At 66.0% G+C, this 16,291-nt stretch carries 17 protein-coding genes and 1 pseudogene (1 of these 18 running past the window's edge); 15 read left to right on the top strand and 3 right to left on the bottom strand.

Annotated features, from left to right (window positions below):
• Position 1 precedes the first annotated feature (1 nt).
• From OKW52_RS08245 to OKW52_RS08255, 3 genes are read left to right on the top strand one after another with little or no spacing between them, the layout of a single operon-like run.
• Positions 2–748, top strand: a complete 747-nt coding sequence (locus tag OKW52_RS08245) for an SDR family NAD(P)-dependent oxidoreductase (protein WP_246022275.1) — start codon at positions 2–4, stop codon at positions 746–748.
• Positions 745–1,713, top strand: a complete 969-nt coding sequence (locus OKW52_RS08250; protein ID WP_264505277.1) for a PDR/VanB family oxidoreductase — start codon at positions 745–747, stop codon at positions 1,711–1,713. The genes OKW52_RS08245 and OKW52_RS08250 overlap by 4 nt, the downstream gene beginning before the upstream one ends.
• A 14-nt stretch (positions 1,714–1,727) precedes the next feature.
• A complete protein-coding gene (locus OKW52_RS08255) occupies positions 1,728–2,225 on the top strand; it encodes a flavin reductase (protein ID WP_264505278.1) in 498 nt (165 codons plus the stop codon).
• Positions 2,226–2,240: 15 nt separating this feature from the next.
• On the opposite strand, the gene OKW52_RS08260 is transcribed toward OKW52_RS08255, so the two are convergent.
• Complete coding sequence (locus OKW52_RS08260; RefSeq protein WP_264505279.1) at positions 2,241–2,702, bottom strand: MarR family winged helix-turn-helix transcriptional regulator; 462 nt, start codon at positions 2,700–2,702, stop codon at positions 2,241–2,243.
• Positions 2,703–2,825: 123 nt separating this feature from the next.
• On the opposite strand from OKW52_RS08260, the gene OKW52_RS08265 reads away from it, so the two are divergent.
• From OKW52_RS08265 to OKW52_RS08275, 3 genes and pseudogenes are all read left to right on the top strand, one after another.
• Positions 2,826–3,848 (top strand): TRAP transporter substrate-binding protein, encoded by a 1,023-nt coding sequence (locus OKW52_RS08265; protein ID WP_264507676.1) that lies wholly within the window; start codon positions 2,826–2,828, stop codon positions 3,846–3,848.
• Positions 3,849–3,906: 58 nt separating this feature from the next.
• The gene (locus OKW52_RS08270; RefSeq protein WP_264505280.1) at positions 3,907–4,368 is read left to right on the top strand and encodes a TRAP transporter small permease; all 462 of its coding nucleotides are present in this window, start codon (positions 3,907–3,909) and stop codon (positions 4,366–4,368) included.
• Positions 4,361–5,646, top strand: a pseudogene (locus OKW52_RS08275) (TRAP transporter large permease). Before OKW52_RS08270 ends, OKW52_RS08275 begins: the two are co-directional and overlap by 8 nt.
• Positions 5,647–5,648: 2 nt before the next feature.
• Here OKW52_RS08275 and OKW52_RS08280 read toward each other — a convergent pair.
• Positions 5,649–6,677 carry an AraC family transcriptional regulator gene (locus OKW52_RS08280; RefSeq protein ID WP_264505281.1) on the bottom strand — a complete coding sequence of 343 codons (1,029 nt, stop codon included), beginning with the start codon at positions 6,675–6,677 and terminating at the stop codon, positions 5,649–5,651.
• Between the two features lie 146 nt (positions 6,678–6,823).
• Here OKW52_RS08280 and OKW52_RS08285 point away from each other — a divergent pair, with 146 nt between their 5' ends.
• From OKW52_RS08285 to msrQ, 9 genes are all read left to right on the top strand, one after another.
• Positions 6,824–8,197 (top strand): aminotransferase class III-fold pyridoxal phosphate-dependent enzyme, encoded by a 1,374-nt coding sequence (locus OKW52_RS08285; protein WP_264505282.1) that lies wholly within the window; start codon positions 6,824–6,826, stop codon positions 8,195–8,197.
• A 151-nt stretch (positions 8,198–8,348) separates the two neighbouring features.
• The gene (locus OKW52_RS08290; RefSeq protein WP_264505283.1) at positions 8,349–9,287 is read left to right on the top strand and encodes a tripartite tricarboxylate transporter substrate binding protein; all 939 of its coding nucleotides are present in this window, start codon (positions 8,349–8,351) and stop codon (positions 9,285–9,287) included.
• A gap of 69 nt (positions 9,288–9,356) precedes the next feature.
• Positions 9,357–9,896, top strand: a complete 540-nt coding sequence (locus OKW52_RS08295; RefSeq protein WP_264505284.1) for a tripartite tricarboxylate transporter TctB family protein — start codon at positions 9,357–9,359, stop codon at positions 9,894–9,896.
• A 10-nt stretch (positions 9,897–9,906) separates the two neighbouring features.
• Entirely contained in the window at positions 9,907–11,400 is a 1,494-nt protein-coding gene (locus tag OKW52_RS08300) for a tripartite tricarboxylate transporter permease (protein WP_264505285.1), read from the top strand.
• 75 nt (positions 11,401–11,475) lie between these two features.
• On the top strand, positions 11,476–12,825 hold the full coding sequence (locus tag OKW52_RS08305) for an FAD-binding oxidoreductase (protein ID WP_264505286.1): 1,350 nt from the start codon (positions 11,476–11,478) through the stop codon (positions 12,823–12,825).
• Complete coding sequence (locus OKW52_RS08310; RefSeq protein WP_264505287.1) at positions 12,825–13,910, top strand: pyridoxal phosphate-dependent decarboxylase family protein; 1,086 nt, start codon at positions 12,825–12,827, stop codon at positions 13,908–13,910. The genes OKW52_RS08305 and OKW52_RS08310 overlap by 1 nt, the downstream gene beginning before the upstream one ends.
• 46 nt (positions 13,911–13,956) lie before the next feature.
• On the top strand, positions 13,957–14,229 hold the full coding sequence (locus OKW52_RS08315; protein WP_264505288.1) for a hypothetical protein: 273 nt from the start codon (positions 13,957–13,959) through the stop codon (positions 14,227–14,229).
• 106 nt (positions 14,230–14,335) lie between these two features.
• Complete coding sequence (msrP, locus tag OKW52_RS08320; RefSeq protein ID WP_264505289.1) at positions 14,336–15,238, top strand: protein-methionine-sulfoxide reductase catalytic subunit MsrP; 903 nt, start codon at positions 14,336–14,338, stop codon at positions 15,236–15,238.
• A gap of 1 nt (position 15,239) precedes the next feature.
• The gene (gene msrQ / locus OKW52_RS08325; protein ID WP_264505290.1) at positions 15,240–15,878 is read left to right on the top strand and encodes a protein-methionine-sulfoxide reductase heme-binding subunit MsrQ; all 639 of its coding nucleotides are present in this window, start codon (positions 15,240–15,242) and stop codon (positions 15,876–15,878) included.
• Positions 15,879–15,911: 33 nt separating this feature from the next.
• Here msrQ and OKW52_RS08330 read toward each other — a convergent pair whose 3' ends face one another.
• A protein-coding gene (locus OKW52_RS08330) for a DUF302 domain-containing protein (protein ID WP_264505291.1) crosses the window boundary here: on the bottom strand, positions 15,912–16,291 show its 3' portion. It continues 61 nt past the right edge of the window; 380 of the gene's 441 nt are visible here — the last part of the coding sequence; its start codon lies beyond the right edge, outside the window; it ends in the stop codon at positions 15,912–15,914.

Consider the following 16,291-nt stretch of genomic DNA (forward strand, 5'->3'; position numbering starts at 1 on the left):
TTTGCCAGAGCAAATCCAGACCGCCGTGATCACCGGTGCGGCGAACGGTTTTGGTGCCGTTGCCGCCCGCGCGCTGCACCGCGCGGGCTACCGCGTCATCATCACCGACATCGTGCACGAACCGGCGCTGGCACTGGCCAACGCGCTGGATCTGGCGGGCGACACGGCGGTTGCCGCGACGCTGGACGTCACAAAGCCTGAGGATTTTCAGGCGGTGCTGGACAAGGTGGTGGATCGCTGGGGCTCGGTCGAGGTGTTGGTCAACAACGCCGCGCGCACGGCGGTCAAGCCGGTGCTCGACATCGACCCGGCCGATTTCAACGCCATCCTGACCACCAATGCGGGCGGCACCTTTGCCGGCAGCCAGATCTTTGGCCGCTATTTCAAGACACGCGGCTATGGGCGGATCGTCAACATGGCCTCGCTGGCCGGACAGAACGGCGGCACCGCGACGGGCGCGCATTATGCCGCCTCGAAAGGCGCGATCCTGACGCTGACCAAGGTTTTCGCCCGCGATCTGGCGGCGTTCGGGGTGACCTGCAACGCCATCGCGCCGGGGCCGATGGACACGCCGCTGGTGCGTGAGGTGCTGGGCGACGGCATCGACAAGGCCATGGCGGCCATTCCGGTCGGCCGGTTGGGCGATCCTGACTTCGTGGCCGAGATGGTGGTGATGCTGGCCAGCCCCAAGGCGGCGTTCGTCAACGGCGCGTGCTGGGACGTGAACGGCGGGATCTATCCGCGATGAGCACTGGCACCCCCCTGACCCTGCGCGTCACCGAGCGGCTGGATGACCGCGGCGCAATCGCCCGTATCCGGCTGGAGCCGGTGCAGGGCACCTTGGTGCCGTTCACCGCAGGCGCGCATCTGGACCTGCATCTGGTCGAGAACACGCTCGATCTGTGGCGGCAATATTCGCTGTGCTCGGACCCGGCGGAAACCGGGTTTTACGAGATCGGCGTGCTGAAAGACCCGGTCAGCCGGGGTGGCTCGGAGGCTGTACACCGGCTGGCGGTCGTCGGGGCCGAGCTGAGCGTCGAAGGTCCGCGCAACCATTTCCCGCTGGCCGAGGACGCCGCGCAATCGGTGCTGATCGGCGGCGGGATCGGCATCACGCCGATGATCGCCATGGCCAAGCGGCTGCACGCGCTGGGCCGCGATTTCGTGCTGCATTACTGCACGCGCTCTGAGAGCGTCACGGCGTTTCTGGACACGCTGCGCGCGGCGCCCTTTGCCGACCGGGTTGTGTTCCACTTCGACGATGGCGCGGCAGACCAGAAGCTGGATCTGGCCCGCGATCTGCCCGCCCCGGCGGCTGACACGCATCTTTACGTATGCGGGCCGCAGGGCTTCATGGACTGGGTGCTGGGCGCGGCCGAGACGGCAGGGCACGCCAGCGGGCAGGTGCACCGCGAGTATTTCTCGGCGGATGTGGATCTGACCGGCGAGGGGTTCGAGGTCGAGGCGCGCGCCTCGGGGATCACGGTCAAGGTTGGCCCCAAGGACACCATCGCCAAGGCGCTGATGGCGGCGGGCGTGAAGCTTGAGGTCAAATGCGAAGAGGGCGTCTGCGGCACCTGTGTCACCGACGTGCTCGAGGGCGAGATCGACCACCGGGACCAGTTTCTGACCGACGACGAACGCGAAGACGGCGATCTGATTTGCGCCTGCTGTTCGCGCGCCAAGGGTGCGCGGCTGGTGCTGGACATCTGAAAGGGGACAGCGCGATGGAACTGACCGAAACACAACAGGCGTTCCGCGAGGGCATGAGCCGTCTGGGCGCTGCGGTGAACCTGATCACCACCGACGGGCCGGGCGGGCGGCATGGCATCACCGCCTCGGCGGTGTGCTCGGTCACCGACAACCCGCCGACGCTGCTGGTCTGCGTCAACCGCAACGCCTTTGCGCATGACCGGTTCGTGCAGAACGGCGTGCTTTGCGTCAATGTGCTGGCCGCCGACCATCAGGCGTTGTCGGGTCTGTTCGCGCGCTATGTCGAAGGCGTGGACCGCTTTGCCCATGGCGACTGGACGCTGGCCGAGACCGGCTCGCCGGTGCTGGCCGATGCCAATGTCGCGTTTGACTGCAAAGTGACGGCGACCCATGCGCAGGGCACCCACACGGTGTTTTTCTGCGAGGTCGTCGCGGTGCGGATGCGCGAGACCGCGCGGCAGGGGCTGGTGTGGTTCAGCCGGGACTATCACCATCTGGCAGCAGAACGCTGAATGGCCGCGCAGGGATCAGAGCTTTTGCAACTGGACCTGCGCCTTTTCCAGCAAGGTGTTCAGCTGCGCGACCTCGTCGTCGGTGAAGGCCTCGAAGGTCGCCTCGAAGATCCGCTTTGCCTCTTCCATCGCGGCCTTGCGCAGACGGTCGCCGTCGGGCGTCAGGCACACCTCGGTCACGCGCCCGTCGCTGGGGCGCACGCGGGTCGTCACCAGCTTCTCGCCGATCATCCGCTGCACGATCTTGGTCGTGGTGTTCAGCTTGAGCGCCGAGAAATCCGCGATTTCCGAGATCGACAGATATTCGTCTTCAAACAGGCACATCAGCGCGCGCCAGCGGGCGATATCCAGCCCCAGCGGTTTGATCCGCCGTTCCAGCGCGTTCACGTAGCCCGCGCTGACATGGCTGACCCAGAAGAACGGCCAGTGGCGTTTGAAGTGGCTGGGATTTTCATCCAGGCGCGGTTGATTGGTCATCGCTCGAAGTCCTCAGACAGCCCGCACCGCGCCGTGCGGCGCTGCATGCCCGCGACCGGCTAGCGCCAGAGCGGATCCAGTTTTGCCTAACTATAACACTCGACAACAGGAAGGAACGTGAAAATGAATGCAATCTCGAAATTACTCGGCGTCACGGGGCTGGCATCCGCGCTGGCGTTTGGCGCGGCTGAGGCACAGACGGTTCTGACGCTCAACAGCTGGCTTCCGCCCTCGCATCCGCAGGTCGCGCAGCTGATGGTGCCCTTCGCCGAGGATGTCGCGCGGGTCACCGAGGGCCGCGTGCAGATCCAGATCCTGCCCGCGCCGCTGGGGCCGCCCTCGGCGGCGTTCGATCTGGCGCTGAACGGCGTCGCGGATATCACCTATTCGGTGCAGGGCTATACGCCGGGCCGGTTCCGCACGGCGGCGCTGGCGGAACTGCCCTTCCTGAGCGATGACGCGGTGGTGTCGTCGGTGGCCTATTGGCGCGTGCAGGACGCGATGCTGGCGCAGGCCGGGGAATACGCGGGGGTCAAGGTGCTGTCGGTGTTCACCCATGGGCCGGGTGAGATTTTCTCGTCCTCGCCCATCGAAACTGTCGATGACATCGACGGGCTGAAGATCCGCGTCGGCTCGACGGTGGCGCATGATCTGGCGACCCTGCTGGGCGCGGTGCCGATCGAAGGGCCGTCGCCGCGGGCCTATGAGCTGCTCAGTCAGGGCGTGGCGGACGGGATCTTTTTCCCGTTCGAGACGGTGAATTTCTTCAACCTGCAGGATCTGGTGAGCAGTGCCTTCACCGCGCCGGGCGGTATCTACAACACCGCGATGTTCATGGTGATGAACCAGGGCGCGTGGGACCGGCTGTCGGCCGAGGATCAGGCCGCGATCGAACCCCTGCTGGGCGAGGCGCTGGCGCGTCGCGCCGGTGAGATGTGGAACGCAGCCGATGCGGCGGGTCGCGCGGCGATGGCGGACAGCGTGACGTTCCATCAGGCGACCGAGGCCGACGTGGCGCAGCTGCGCGCGCGGTTTGCCCCGGTGGTCGCGGCCAATCTGGCGCTGGTCAGCGAGACCGGCGTGGACGGCGCGGCGGCCTATCAGATGCTGCTGGACGAAGTGGCTGCTCTTGAGGCCGGACACTGATGCAATCCTTGCGAGACAAGGCCAGCAGCTTTGGCGCGCTCCCCGACCGGGGGCGCGCGTGCTGAAACTGGCGATCCAGCTCGTCTGCAGCGTGCTGCTGATGGTGATGATGGTGCTGACCGTGACCGATGTGCTGGGCCGCTATCTGTTCAACGCGCCGGTACGCGGGGCGACGGAAGTGACGGAGTTGTTGCTGGCGGCGGTGATCTTTGTCGGGCTGCCCGCAACCACGCTGGATCGCGAGCACGTGACGGTTGACCTGCTGACCGGGCGCATGCCCGGCTGGCTGCGCGCGGTGATCGCGCCTTTGGTGCTGCTGGCCTCGGCCGGGGTGCTGGCGGCGATTGCCTGGCGGCTTTGGGTCGTGGGCGCGCAGATCGGCGGCTACAACGGCACAACCCAGTCGCTGAAAGTCCCGCTGGCCCCGGTGATCGAGGGCATGGCGGTGCTCTGCGGGCTGGCCGTGCTGATCATGCTGGCTCAGCTCTTGCCGCGCCGCTCGGAGCACGCCGATGGCTGAGTGGGAAATCGGAATCGCGGTGCTCTTTGCGCTGTTGCTGGTGGGCGTGCCGATCAGCTTTGCGCTGGCGCTGGTCGGCACGGTCGGCACCGCGTCGATCATCGGCATCAACCCGGCGCTGTCGCTGCTGGGCCAGACCTATGCCGAGAACAGCCGCAGCTACACGCTGTCGATCCTGCCCTTGTTCCTGATGATGGGCAATTTCGTCGTGCAATCGGGCATCGCGCAGGATCTTTATACCGCCGCCTATGCCTGGCTCAGGCACAAGCGCGGCGGGCTGGCGATTGCCACGGTGGTCGCCTGTGGCGGGTTCTCGTCGGTGTGTGGCTCGTCGCTGGCGACGGCCTCGACCATGGCCAAGATCGCCATGCCGTCGATGCGGCGCTTCAGCTATCCCGACCATCTGTCGACCGCGTCCATCGCGGCGGGCGGCACGCTGGGCATCCTGATCCCGCCGTCGGTCATTCTGGTCTTTTACGGGATCATGACGCAGCAGGACATCGGCAAGCTGTTTCTCGCCGGAATCCTGCCGGGGATTCTGGGCGTTCTGCTCTATGCGCTGGCCGTGCGGATTTCGGTGGCACGGCTGCAAACCGATCTGCCGGTCGAACCCAAACTGCCGCTGATCGACCGGATCCGGGCACTCAAGGGCATCACCGGGGCGCTGGGGCTGTTCGTCTTCGTGATGGGCGGGATTTACCTTGGCGTGTTCACCCCGACCGAAAGCGCCGGGATGGGGGCAGGGGGGCGTTTCTGCTCGCGCTGGTGCAGGGCCGCCTGACCCTGCAAGACACGATGAACACGCTCTATGAAACCGCCAAGACCACGGCGATGATGTTCTTCATCCTGTTCGGCGCGCTGACGTTTGCCAATTACGTCAACCTCTCGGGGATGACGCGCGACGTGCAGTCGCTGGTCATGTCGATCAATGACCCGCTGTTGGCGCTGCTGGCAATCACGGCGATCTATCTGCTGCTGGGCTGCGTGCTGGAGGGGTTGTCGATGATCACCCTGACGGTGCCGATCTTTTATCCGATCGTGGCGGCCCTGGGCTATGATCTGATCTGGTTCGGCATCTTCGTCGTGATCGTGACCGAGGTCAGCTATATCACCCCGCCGGTGGGGCTGAATGCCTTCGTGCTGCGCGCGGTGGTCAAGGATGTGCCGCTGGGCACGATCTTTCGCGGGCTGACGCCGTTTCTGGCGGTGGATGTGCTGCGGGTGGCGCTGATCGTGGCCTTCCCGATCATCGTTCTGCTGATCCCCAACATGATGTGACCCTACGCGTCCGGCTCGTGCGGGCCGGGCGCGTTTTCCTCCCAGCCTTTGCGCGCGCGCCAGAAGGCGGTGCCATCGGCGTATCCCAATGCAGTGGCGACATCGCCGACGCGGGTGCCGAGCGCCAGAAGCCGGTCGGCGGTGGCGCGGCGGCGGTCGGTGACGATCTGGCGCAGACTGGTCCCTTCCTGAGACAATTTGCGCTGCAACGTCCGCGGGGATTCCCCCATCCGCGCGGCCAGCGCGACCAGCGTGACCGGCGTTCGGCCCAGCGTGGCCGAGACCAGCGCCTCGATCTGCTGGGTCACGGTGTCGGCTTCGGGGATCAGGCCGATCAGTTCCGCGATGTGGCGTTCGAGCGCCGTGATCAGGGGTTTATCCTCGACCCGGACGCCCTGTTTCGAGAAATCGGGGTCGATCAGGATGCGGTTGGCGGCCTGCCCGAACTGCAGCGGGCAGCGAAAGCACTTCTCCAGCACGCTGGTGTCGGCAGGTGCCGGGTGTTCGAATTGCACGCCCAGCGGCGGGGTGCGGCCGCCGAAGCCGCTGCGCAGGATCTGCATCAGCGAGACCATCGAGAACTCGGCATCCTGCTCGCGTGGCCAGGCTTTGTCGGTGGCGATCCGGTATGAGAACACATGCGCATCGGCGGTCTCGACGAACGAGGCTTCGGTCATGTGCTGCAAGGCACTGGTATAGCGGGCGAAGCGGTGCAATCCGGTGGCGATGCTGCTCGACAGCGACAGCAGGATGCCGACCGGGCCGACATCGCCCGCGCGGATCTCAAGCCCCAGCCGCGCGCCAAGCGCCGGGTCGCGCATCTGCACCGCCGCATCATCGAAGAACGCCAGATACGCGCCCATCGGCACCGCGCCATACGGATCGTCCAGCAGGCTGCGGCTGATGCCGTGGCGGCGCAGCAGAAGATCGGTGTTCTGGCGCGAGTCATCAAGCTTGCGCGCAATCGTCGCCAGAACCGAGCTGCGCACGGCGGCAAAGAGCGACGAAGAAGGCAGATTTGCAGACGGCATGGCGCAAATTATCGGATAATTGGCGCGTGTTCCAATGGTTTTTGGGCCGAGTCCTGCGAGACTTTTCGTAGGATTCCGGGCGCGGGATCAGGTCAGACTGGCCCCAGCGCGCTCAGGCCCCCTTCAACGCAGACAGGACCAGCGCGATGCTTGACCGCAATAACTTCCTGAAGGACCAGAACACCCTTCACCAATTCCACCCGATGACACACCCGCTGATTTCGCGTGAGCATCGCCCGCAGATCATCGTCGATAGTGATGGCTGTTATGTGACGGATATCGACGGCAACCGCATGGTCGATGGTCTGGGCGGTTTGTGGAACGTCAACGTCGGCCACAACCGGGCCGAGGTGAAAGCCGCAATCGTCAAGCAGATGGACCGCATCAGCTATTATTCCTCGTTTGCCGGGACGGCCACCGCGCCGTCGATCGAGCTGTCGGCGCGGGTGTGTCAGATGGGCGCGACCGAAGAGGTCGACAAGGTGATGTTCTCGGCCAATGGCTCGGATGCGGTGGAAACCGCGCTCAAGCTGGCGCGGCAATACTGGAAGCTGGTCGGCGAGCCGATGCGCACCAAGTTCATCTCGCTGAAACAGGGCTACCACGGCGTGCATTTCGGCGGGCTTTCGGTGAACGGCACGCCGTATTACCGCACCGTTTACGAACCGCTGCTGCCCGGCTGTTTTCAGATCGACACGCCCTGGACCTATCGCAACCCGTATTCCGAAGACCCGGCCGAGCTGACCAACGCGGTCATCACCCAGCTTGAGCGCACGATCTATCATGAAGGCGCGGGCACCATCGCCGCCTTCATCGCCGAACCCATTCAGGGCGCGGGCGGGGTCATCGTGCCGCCGGCGGATTTCTGGCCACGGCTGCGGGCGGTCTGTGACCAGCACGGCATCCTGTTGATCGCGGATGAAGTGGTCACCGGCTTTGGCCGCAGCGGGTCGATGTTCGGATCGCGCGGCTGGGGGGTGAAGCCCGACATCATGTGTCTGGCCAAGGGGATTACCTCGGGCTACGTGCCCTTGGGCGCGACCACGCTGAACAAGCGTGTGGCCTCGGCCTGGTACGACGGGTTCACGCCTGAGGGCGTGATCATGCATGGCTATACCTCGACCGGGCACCCGCTGGCCTGCGCCGCCGCACTGGCGGTTCTGGATATCGTCGAAGGCGAGGATCTGCCGGGCAACGCCGCCCGAATGGGCGAACGGCTGATGGCCGGGCTGAAGCCACTGGCCGAGACGTGCTCGGTGGTCGGTGAAGTGCGGGGCAAGGGGCTGATGATCGGGCTGGATTTCGTGTCCGACAAGAAGACCCGCACGCCGATCGACCCCGGCACCGGCATTGTCGAGCGCATCGCAGGCTATGCCCGCGAGAAGGGCGCGATTGTGCGCCCGGCGGGCTCGGTCATCATCCTGTCGCCGCCGCTGGTGATCGGCGAGGCCGAAATTGACGTGATCATCGACGCGCTGACCTATGGGTGTGCGCGCTACGACGCAGAAACCCGGGCGTAACGTCCGGGCCTCAGCCTGACCCGGATGCCAGCAAGACGCGTTCAGGATGTCCAAAGGATGTGCAGAGCGCGAATCCGGGTCAGGTTGCAATAAAAAGAACGTGAAATACGATATAAGAACCACCACTATGGACCCCAACAGGAGCCAAGCCATGACAAAAACACTGCTGACCCTTTCGACCGCGCTGCTCGCGCTGATGCCGCTGGCCGCCGCCGCCGAATACCCCGAACGCCCGGTCGAGTTCATCGTGCCCTGGCCGCCGGGTGATCTGGAAGACGTGCTGACCCGCATGATCGCCGACCGGTTCCAGGCGACCTACGGCGTTCCGGCCGCCGTGGTGAACAAGCCCGGTGGCGGCGGCGGTCCGTTCCCCGGCGCGGTCGATGTGGCGCTGGCGCCGGCCGATGGCTACACGGTCGGCTCGTTCGTGATCGACGTGCCGCTGGTCGGTCCGCATATCGGCATCCCGCCGCTGACGCCCAATCCTTTCGATCCGATTGGCATCTTTGTGACCTATCCCTTTGTCATCGCGACCTCGGGCGATGCGCCTTATCAGACGCTGCAAGAGCTGGCGGCCTATGCGCAGGACCATGCGGTCAGCCTGGGCCATTTCGGCGACGAGACGACGCCCGCGCGCCATTCGATGGCTTTGGCGCAGGCGCTGGGTTTCTCGTATGCCAGTTCCTCGGCGTTTGACATGCTCGACTGCAACACGCTGGCCTCGGGCGATGCGGATGTGATCAACACCACGCTGCAACTGATCCGCCCCTGTCTGGACAGCCTGACCATTCTGGCTGCCGTGACCAACGAGCGGATCTCGATCCTGCCCGACGTGCCGACGGCGGGTGAAATCGTGCCGGAACTGGATGTGTCCACGTGGAACGGTCTGTTTGTACGCAGCGATACCCCGCAAGATGCGCGGGATCGCATCGCGGCGGTGGCGGCAGAAGTGATGGCCTCGGACGAGGCGACACAACTGGCCGCAGACACGGGCGCGCTGATCTACTGGATGGATGCGGCCGCATCCCAAGAGCAGATGGCCCGCGACGTCGAGACCTTGGGTCGAATCAGCGCCTTTCTGGGCGAGTGATCCGCCGATCCTGAAAACCGCATGACGGGGTCCGGGTTGTCCGGACCCCTCACCACTTGAGGGATCATCATGCAGCGCGTCCTCAGTTTTCTGGAAATGTTCCGCCGGTCGCGCAGGCCGGGCGATCTGATTTTTGCCTTGGGGTTTGTTGCCCTGTCAGCCGTTCTGGCCGCCATGCTTCCGTGGCAGGTGCGCTGGGTGCCGCGTCTGGCCGCGCCGGCGCAACCGGCGTTCTGGCCCGCGATCGGCGTCGCGATGATGCTTGGCTTCGGCCTGCTGCATCTGGCCTCGACCTGGGTGTCGCCCCGGCTGGCCGGCCGGCGCGAGGAGGTGTTGCTCTGGCTGCGCTCGCTCGAGTATGTCGTGTGGTTCGTCGCCTATGTGGTGATCGTGCCGCTGCTTGGCTACCTGCCCGCAACGGTACTGTTTGCCATGACGCTCAGCTGGCGGCTGGGCTATCGCACCGCGCGGACACTGGGGCTGGCGGCGCTGTTCGGCTTAGGCACGGTGCTGGTGTTCAAGGCCGGCCTGGGTGTGCGCATCCCGGCAGGGGCGCTGTATAGCGGATTGCCCGACAGCATCCGGTCTTTCGCCATGAGCCGGCTGTAAGGGGGCAACCATGTCAGACATTATTTCCGCCGTTCACCTGCTGATGCAGTGGCAGGTCGTCGCGGCCGTGCTGATCGGCTCTATCGGCGGGGTCATCATCGGCGCCATTCCGGGGATCGGCCCGGCTGTCGCCATCGCGATCCTGCTGCCCGCCACCTTCTCGCTGGACCCGCTGGTCGGGCTGGCGCTGCTGTTGGGCATCTATGGATCGTCGATGTATGGCGGCTCGTTGCCCGCTGTGCTGATCAACACGCCCGGCACCGCTGTCAACGCGCTGACCACCTATGACGGTTACCCGATGACCCAGCAGGGCCAGGCGCTGCGCGCGCTGGGGCTGGCCTATGGTGCGTCGTTCTTCAGCGCGATTGTCTCTATTCTGGCGCTGGTCCTGCTGTCTTCGGTTCTGGCCAAGGTCGCGCCGCTGTTCGGCTCGCGCGAGATCTTTCTGGCGGCGCTTCTGGGGGTCATTCTGGTGATCACCGCGCACAAGGGGCAGGTCGCCGCCGCCGGGATGATGGCCGGGCTGGGCATCTTGCTGCAATCGGTCGGCATGGAGCCGGTGCAATACAGCATGCGCTTCACCTTCGGGCAGGACTGGCTGATTCAGGGGCTGGATCTGATCGTGGTGGTGCTGGGCCTGTTCGCGTTCTCGCAAGCCTTCCTGCTGATGGTCGAGCCCGAGGACAAACCCACGGCCAAACCCATCGAAGGGTCGATGTTCCGCGCGATTTGCGAGGTGTTCCGCTACTGGCGCACTGCGCTGACCGGCAGCGGCTATGGGGTGCTGATGGGGATCATCCCCGGCGTGGGCGAGTTCACCGCGCAGTTCCTCAGCTACACCACCGCGCGCAAACGCTCAAAAACGCCCGAGATGTTCGGCAAGGGCAGCCCTGAGGGGCTTGTGGCCTCGGAAAGTGCCAATAACGCGGTGCCGGCGGCGGCGATGATCCCGCTGCTGGCGCTGGGCATCCCCGGCGAGGCGCTGACCGCGATGATGCTGTCCGTGTTCTATGTGCACAACGTCATCCCCGGCCCCGCGCTGTTCCGCGATCAGCTGGATTTCGTCTATGCGCTGTATCTGGCGCTGCTGGTGCTGAACGTGATCGTCATCGTGTTCATGCTGGTGTCGTCGAACTTCCTGATCAAGGTGATCCGCATCCCGACGCGCTATCTGGGGATGATGATCCTGCTGCTCAGCTTTGTCGGCGTCTACAGCCTGCGCAATTCGGTGATCGACTGCATGCTGGCTGCCGGGTTCGGGGTGTTCGGGCTGATCCTAAAACGGCTCAACGTGCCGATCGTACCGCTGATCTTGGGTATGGTTCTGGGTTCGATCATGGAGGTCAAGCTGCGGGCCGCGATGGGCCGGGTCGACGGGCTGGCCGATTTCGTGTCGCGGCCGATCTCGGCGCTGCTGGTGATCGCGATCATCTGGCTGGTGATCAATGCCATCCGCACCGGTGTGCGCGACATGCGGCTGCGGGCGGCCTTGGCGGCCGAATAGACCGCGACGCATCGGGCTTTTCGCGCCGGGCGGTCCGTGACAGGATCGCCCGGCGTTTTCCATTCGGGGGCTGTGATGTCGGCTGAAACTGCGTTCGCCGGGGTGGTCGGGGCCGAGCATGTGCTGGGGCCCGCGCGGCTTGCCCTGCGCGATCCCGGTTGGTGCGCGGGCTCGCAGGGGGCGGGGCTGCTGGTGCGGCCCGGCTCGACGGCAGAGCTGGCAGAGGTGATGCGCGTCGCCGCTGCCGAGGGCCTGTCGGTGGTGGCGCAGGGCGGGTTGACCGGGTTGGTTGACGGGACATGGAGCGCGCCGGGACAGGCGATCGTGTCCTTCGAGCGCATGGCGCGGATTGTCGATCTGGACGCAGCGCAGGGTGTGGCGGTGGTGGAGCCGGGGGTGACCTTGGCCGCTTTGGATGCCGCGCTGGCGCCGTTGGGCCTGATGGCGGGCGTCGATATCGCTGCGCGCGACAGTTGCACGATTGGCGGGATGGTGGCGACCAATGCCGGGGGCACGCGGGTGCTGCGCTACGGGATGACGCGCGCCTCGGTGCTGGGGCTTGAGGTGGTGCTGGCCGATGGGACGGTGCTGGACCTGATGGCGCCGCTGCTCAAGAACAATGCGGGCTATGATCTGAAACAGGTGTTTATCGGGTCGGAGGGGACTCTGGGCTTGGTGAGCAAGGTGGCGCTGCGGGTGTTTGCGCGCCCGCAGGGAAGTGCCTGTGCACTGGTCGGGCTGGAACCGGGTGCGCTGGGCGCGGTGATGGTCGCGCTGCGGGCGGGGCTGGGTGACGGGCTGGCGGCAATCGAGGCGATGTGGCCGGGGTATTACGACACTGTGGCCGGGCTGATCGGGCTGACGCGGCTGCCGATGGCCGGGCAGGGGCTGTATGTGATTGTCGAGGCGACGGGGACCAGCGATGCCGCCGCGCGGTCGGCGTTGGAGGCATGTCTTGAGCCGCTGCTGGAGGCCGGGCTGCTGGCCGACGCGGTGATCGCGCAGTCGCAGGCCGACCGGGCGGCGATCTGGCGCATCCGCGAGGAAAGCGGCGCAATTGATGCGGCGTATGGCGTGGCGCTCAGCTATGACGTGGGGCTGCGGCTGGCGGATCTGCAGGGCTATGTGGAGCGGCTGACGGCGCGCTCGCCCGCGCCGCCGCTGGTGTTCGGGCATGTGGGGGATGGCAACCTGCACGTGATGTTCGCACTGCCCGAAGGGGTAGAGCGCGCGCCGTTTGACGCGCTGGTCTATGACACGCTGGCCGAGATTGCGGGGTCCACCGTCTCGGCCGAGCACGGGATCGGGCTGGAAAAACGCGCCGCCCTGCAGGCCGCGCTGCCACCGCCGGTGCTGGCCGCGATGCGCAGCCTGAAGGCGGCGTTCGATCCGCAGAACCGGCTGAACCCGGGAAAGGTGCTGTGATGTCCAACCTCGACCCCGAAAACTGGGATGACTACCGCCAGCAGGCCCATGCGCTGCTCGATGCCTGCATCGACCGGCTGGCGAGTGCGCGGGAGCATCCGTGGCAACCGCTGCCCGAAGCCGTGCGCGCCAGCTATGCGCTGGATGGTATGGCGCGGGGCGAGGGGGCTTTGGCGGTCGAGCTGGCCGAGAGCGTGCTGCCGCATGGCACCGGCAACACGCATCCGCGGTTCTGGGGCTGGGTGCATGGCACGGGGCTGGCCAGCGGCGTGATGGCCGAGATGGTCGCGGCGACCATGAACGCCAATCTTGGCGGGCGGGCGCATGGCGCGGTCGAGATCGAGCGCGCGGTGATAGAGTGGACGCGTGGCGTGATGGGGTTTCCCGAGGGCGCGAGCGGAGTGTTCGTGACCGGGACATCTCAGGCGACGGTGATCGCGCTGGCCTCGGCCCGTGTGGCGGTGATGCCCGAAGTCCGCGCGCGCGGGCAGGGGGCGGTGCCGCTGACCGCTTATGCCGGGGCTGGCGCGCATAACGCGGCGCGCAAGGCGATGGAGCTGCTGGGCATGGGCCACGATGCGCTGCGGCTGATCCCCGAGGGGCCGCAGGGCATGGACCTGCATGCCTTGGCGCAGCGGATCGAGGCGGATCGCGACGCGGGGCGGCAACCCTTTGCGGTGATCGGCACGGCCGGATCGGTGGATCTGGGCCGGTTCGACGATCTGAACGCGCTGGCCGATCTGGCGCGGGCGCAGGGGCTGTGGCTGCACATCGACGGAGCATTCGGCGCGTGGACCCGGCTGGCGGGTGCGCCGTGGCGGCGGCTGAGTGACGGGATTGGGCGGGCGGACTCGCTGGCCTGCGATTTCCACAAATGGATGTTCGTGCCCTATGATTGCGGGCTGGTGCTGATCCGCGACGAGGCCGCGCACCGCGCCGCCTTTGCCGCGCGCCCGGCCTATCTGGCGGCGCAATCGGCGGGCCTGGGCGGCGGCGAGCCGTGGTTTTGCGACTACGGCGTGGATCTGTCGCGCGGCAACCGGGCGCTCAAGGCGTGGTCGGCGATCTCGCGCGCATGGGGCTGACGGGCTGGGCGCTGCGATCACCCGGTGCTGCGCGCTGGCAAAGGCGATGGGCGACGGCGTGACCGCCCGCGCGCCCATGGCGCTGATGGCACCGGTGGTGTCGAACCTGTGTGTGTTCACGGCGGATGCGGGCTTGCCCGCGCCTGCGCAATCCGCGCTCAACACAAGCATCGCGCAGGCGTTGCAACTGTCGGGGATGGCGGTGTTCTCGACCACCTCGGTTGACGGCGTCACCTGCCTGCGCGCGGCGATCACCAATCACCGCACGACAGCGGCTGATATCGAGGCCGCGTTACAGGCTGTGGCCGCCGAACGCTGATCTCACGAATGTTTTATGCAGTTTTTCGCGCGGGACACGAAACATTCCGGTCTCTAGGCTCGTAAGGTCACTTGAACGCAGATGCGCACCGCAAGGAGATCCGCTCATGGCCTATCGCTGGAAGAACGACCTTTCCCCCGCCGACGTCACCCCCAAGGGGCTGTGGCTGAACCGGCGGCAACTGATGGCGGGTGTCGGCGGCACGGCTGCGCTGGCCATGGCCGGCGGCTCGGCCCGGGCGCAGGGGCTGGAGCCCAACACGCTGGAGCAGATTTCCACCTATAACAACTATTACGAGTTCGGCACCGGCAAGGATGATCCGGCGGCCTATGCCGATGCGCTGGTCACCGATCCGTGGGCGATCACGGTTGACGGGATGGTGGACCGCCCCGGTGAATACGCGCTGGCCGATCTGATGAGCGGCCTCACCGTTGAGGAGCGTATCTATCGCTTCCGCTGCGTCGAGGCGTGGTCGATGGTCGTGCCGTGGAACGGGGTCGAGCTGGCCGATGTGCTCGACAAGGTCGGCGTGCAGTCAAGCGCGCGCTATGTCGCCTTTGAAACCGTGGTGCAGCCCGAAAACATGCCGGGCGTCGCGCGGCAGGTCATTCCCTTCCCCTATGTCGAGGGGCTGCGTCTGGATGAGGCCCGCCACCCGCTGACCCTGCTGGCGACCGGGATATATGGCCAGCCGATGCCCAAGCAGAACGGCGCGCCGATCCGTCTGGTCGTGCCGTGGAAATATGGCTTCAAGTCGATCAAGTCGATCATCCGCATCACCCTGACCGATACCCAGCCGCCGACCACCTGGAACCGTCTGAACCGCCGCGAGTACGGCTTTTACTCCAACGTGAACCCTGAGGTGGATCACCCGCGCTGGTCGCAGGCCAGCGAGCGGCGCATCGGTGGCGGCATCTTCTCCAGCCGGCAGGACACGCTGATGTTCAACGGGTACGGCGATCAGGTTGCCTCGCTGTACGACGGCATGGACCTGCAGGAGAACTACTGAGATGGACATCGCGCAACGCCTTAACCGGGCCACCCGGCAGGTTCCGGCGTGGCCGGTCTATCTGATCGGCGCGGCTTGGGCGGGCTGGCTGTTCTGGCTGGGTGTTTCCGGCCAGCTGGGGCCCGAGCCGATCAACGCGCTTGAGCGCCGCTATGGCTTGCTGGCGCTGCAGGTGCTGGTGGCGGTGCTGGCGGTGACGCCTTTGCGTGTCTGGACCGGGATCAGCCTGATCAAGTACCGGCGCGCGCTGGGGGTCACGGCTTTCGGCTTCGTGCTGGCGCATTTTCTGGTCTGGGCGGTACTCGACCTGCAAAGCCTCGCCCGGATCGGCGGCGAGATCGTCAAGCGGCCCTATATCACCATCGGCTTTGGCGCGTTCCTGATGCTGATCCCGCTGGCGATCACCTCGAACAACGCGTCGATCCGCAAACTCGGTGGCGCTGCGTGGCGCAGGCTGCACAAGCTGACCTATCCGGCGGTGCTGCTGGGGGCGATCCACTTTGTCTGGCTGGTGAAAGGCTATCCGATGGAGCCTTTCCTCTATCTGGGCGCGGTGATCTTCCTGCTGGCCCTGCGTCTGGTGCCCAAACGCAAACCCGCAGCGCGCTCAGCGCCGCAGGCAACGGCGACCGCCCGGTAAATCCGGGCGGCCAGCCTTTTTATCCCGCCTTTCTTACTCGGTCACTTCGGCGACGATCCCGGCCAGCAAGTCGTTAACCGGTGCCATGCTCTCGGCGTCGCGGTGCATGTAGCCGATCATCACCTCTTCGCCCGGGCGTTCGATCACGTCGATCCCGTAGGGGCAGTAGGCGATGTTGCGCCAGTCGGCCTCCATCACCGCGCGCGAGGTGGCGGCAGAGCAGAACATGAAGATCTCGGCATTGGTAAACAGTACCACCTCGCTGCCGATATCGGCGCGGGTGCGCTCCAGCATCTCGCCGACATGGCTGGTATAGTCGATGTTCAGGCCCCGCCCGACGATGGCCGATTCCAACGCGAAGGTGGTGTCTTCATAGGACATGCCGCTGGGGGTCAGGACGAACTCGTCAGCAA

It is taken from the genome of Pararhodobacter zhoushanensis (assembly GCF_025949695.1).
Lineage (GTDB): Bacteria > Pseudomonadota > Alphaproteobacteria > Rhodobacterales > Rhodobacteraceae > Pararhodobacter > Pararhodobacter zhoushanensis_A.

Excerpts from the sequence above, each read along its gene's own strand:
- msrQ (WP_264505290.1), top strand. The coding sequence starts at position 15,240 with ATGGACATCGCGCAACGCCTTAACCGGGCCACCCGGCAGGTTCCGGCG.
- OKW52_RS08300 (WP_264505285.1), top strand. The coding sequence starts at position 9,907 with ATGTCAGACATTATTTCCGCCGTTCACCTGCTGATGCAGTGGCAGGTC.
- OKW52_RS08290 (WP_264505283.1), top strand. The coding sequence starts at position 8,349 with ATGACAAAAACACTGCTGACCCTTTCGACCGCGCTGCTCGCGCTGATG.
- OKW52_RS08310 (WP_264505287.1), top strand. The coding sequence starts at position 12,825 with ATGTCCAACCTCGACCCCGAAAACTGGGATGACTACCGCCAGCAGGCC.
- OKW52_RS08280 (WP_264505281.1), bottom strand. The coding sequence starts at position 6,677 with ATGCCGTCTGCAAATCTGCCTTCTTCGTCGCTCTTTGCCGCCGTGCGC.
- OKW52_RS08285 (WP_264505282.1), top strand. The coding sequence starts at position 6,824 with ATGCTTGACCGCAATAACTTCCTGAAGGACCAGAACACCCTTCACCAA.
- OKW52_RS08265 (WP_264507676.1), top strand. The coding sequence starts at position 2,826 with ATGAATGCAATCTCGAAATTACTCGGCGTCACGGGGCTGGCATCCGCG.
- OKW52_RS08295 (WP_264505284.1), top strand. The coding sequence starts at position 9,357 with ATGCAGCGCGTCCTCAGTTTTCTGGAAATGTTCCGCCGGTCGCGCAGG.
- OKW52_RS08315 (WP_264505288.1), top strand. The coding sequence starts at position 13,957 with ATGGGCGACGGCGTGACCGCCCGCGCGCCCATGGCGCTGATGGCACCG.
- OKW52_RS08250 (WP_264505277.1), top strand. The coding sequence starts at position 745 with ATGAGCACTGGCACCCCCCTGACCCTGCGCGTCACCGAGCGGCTGGAT.
- OKW52_RS08255 (WP_264505278.1), top strand. The coding sequence starts at position 1,728 with ATGGAACTGACCGAAACACAACAGGCGTTCCGCGAGGGCATGAGCCGT.
- OKW52_RS08260 (WP_264505279.1), bottom strand. The coding sequence starts at position 2,702 with ATGACCAATCAACCGCGCCTGGATGAAAATCCCAGCCACTTCAAACGC.
- msrP (WP_264505289.1), top strand. The coding sequence starts at position 14,336 with ATGGCCTATCGCTGGAAGAACGACCTTTCCCCCGCCGACGTCACCCCC.
- OKW52_RS08305 (WP_264505286.1), top strand. The coding sequence starts at position 11,476 with ATGTCGGCTGAAACTGCGTTCGCCGGGGTGGTCGGGGCCGAGCATGTG.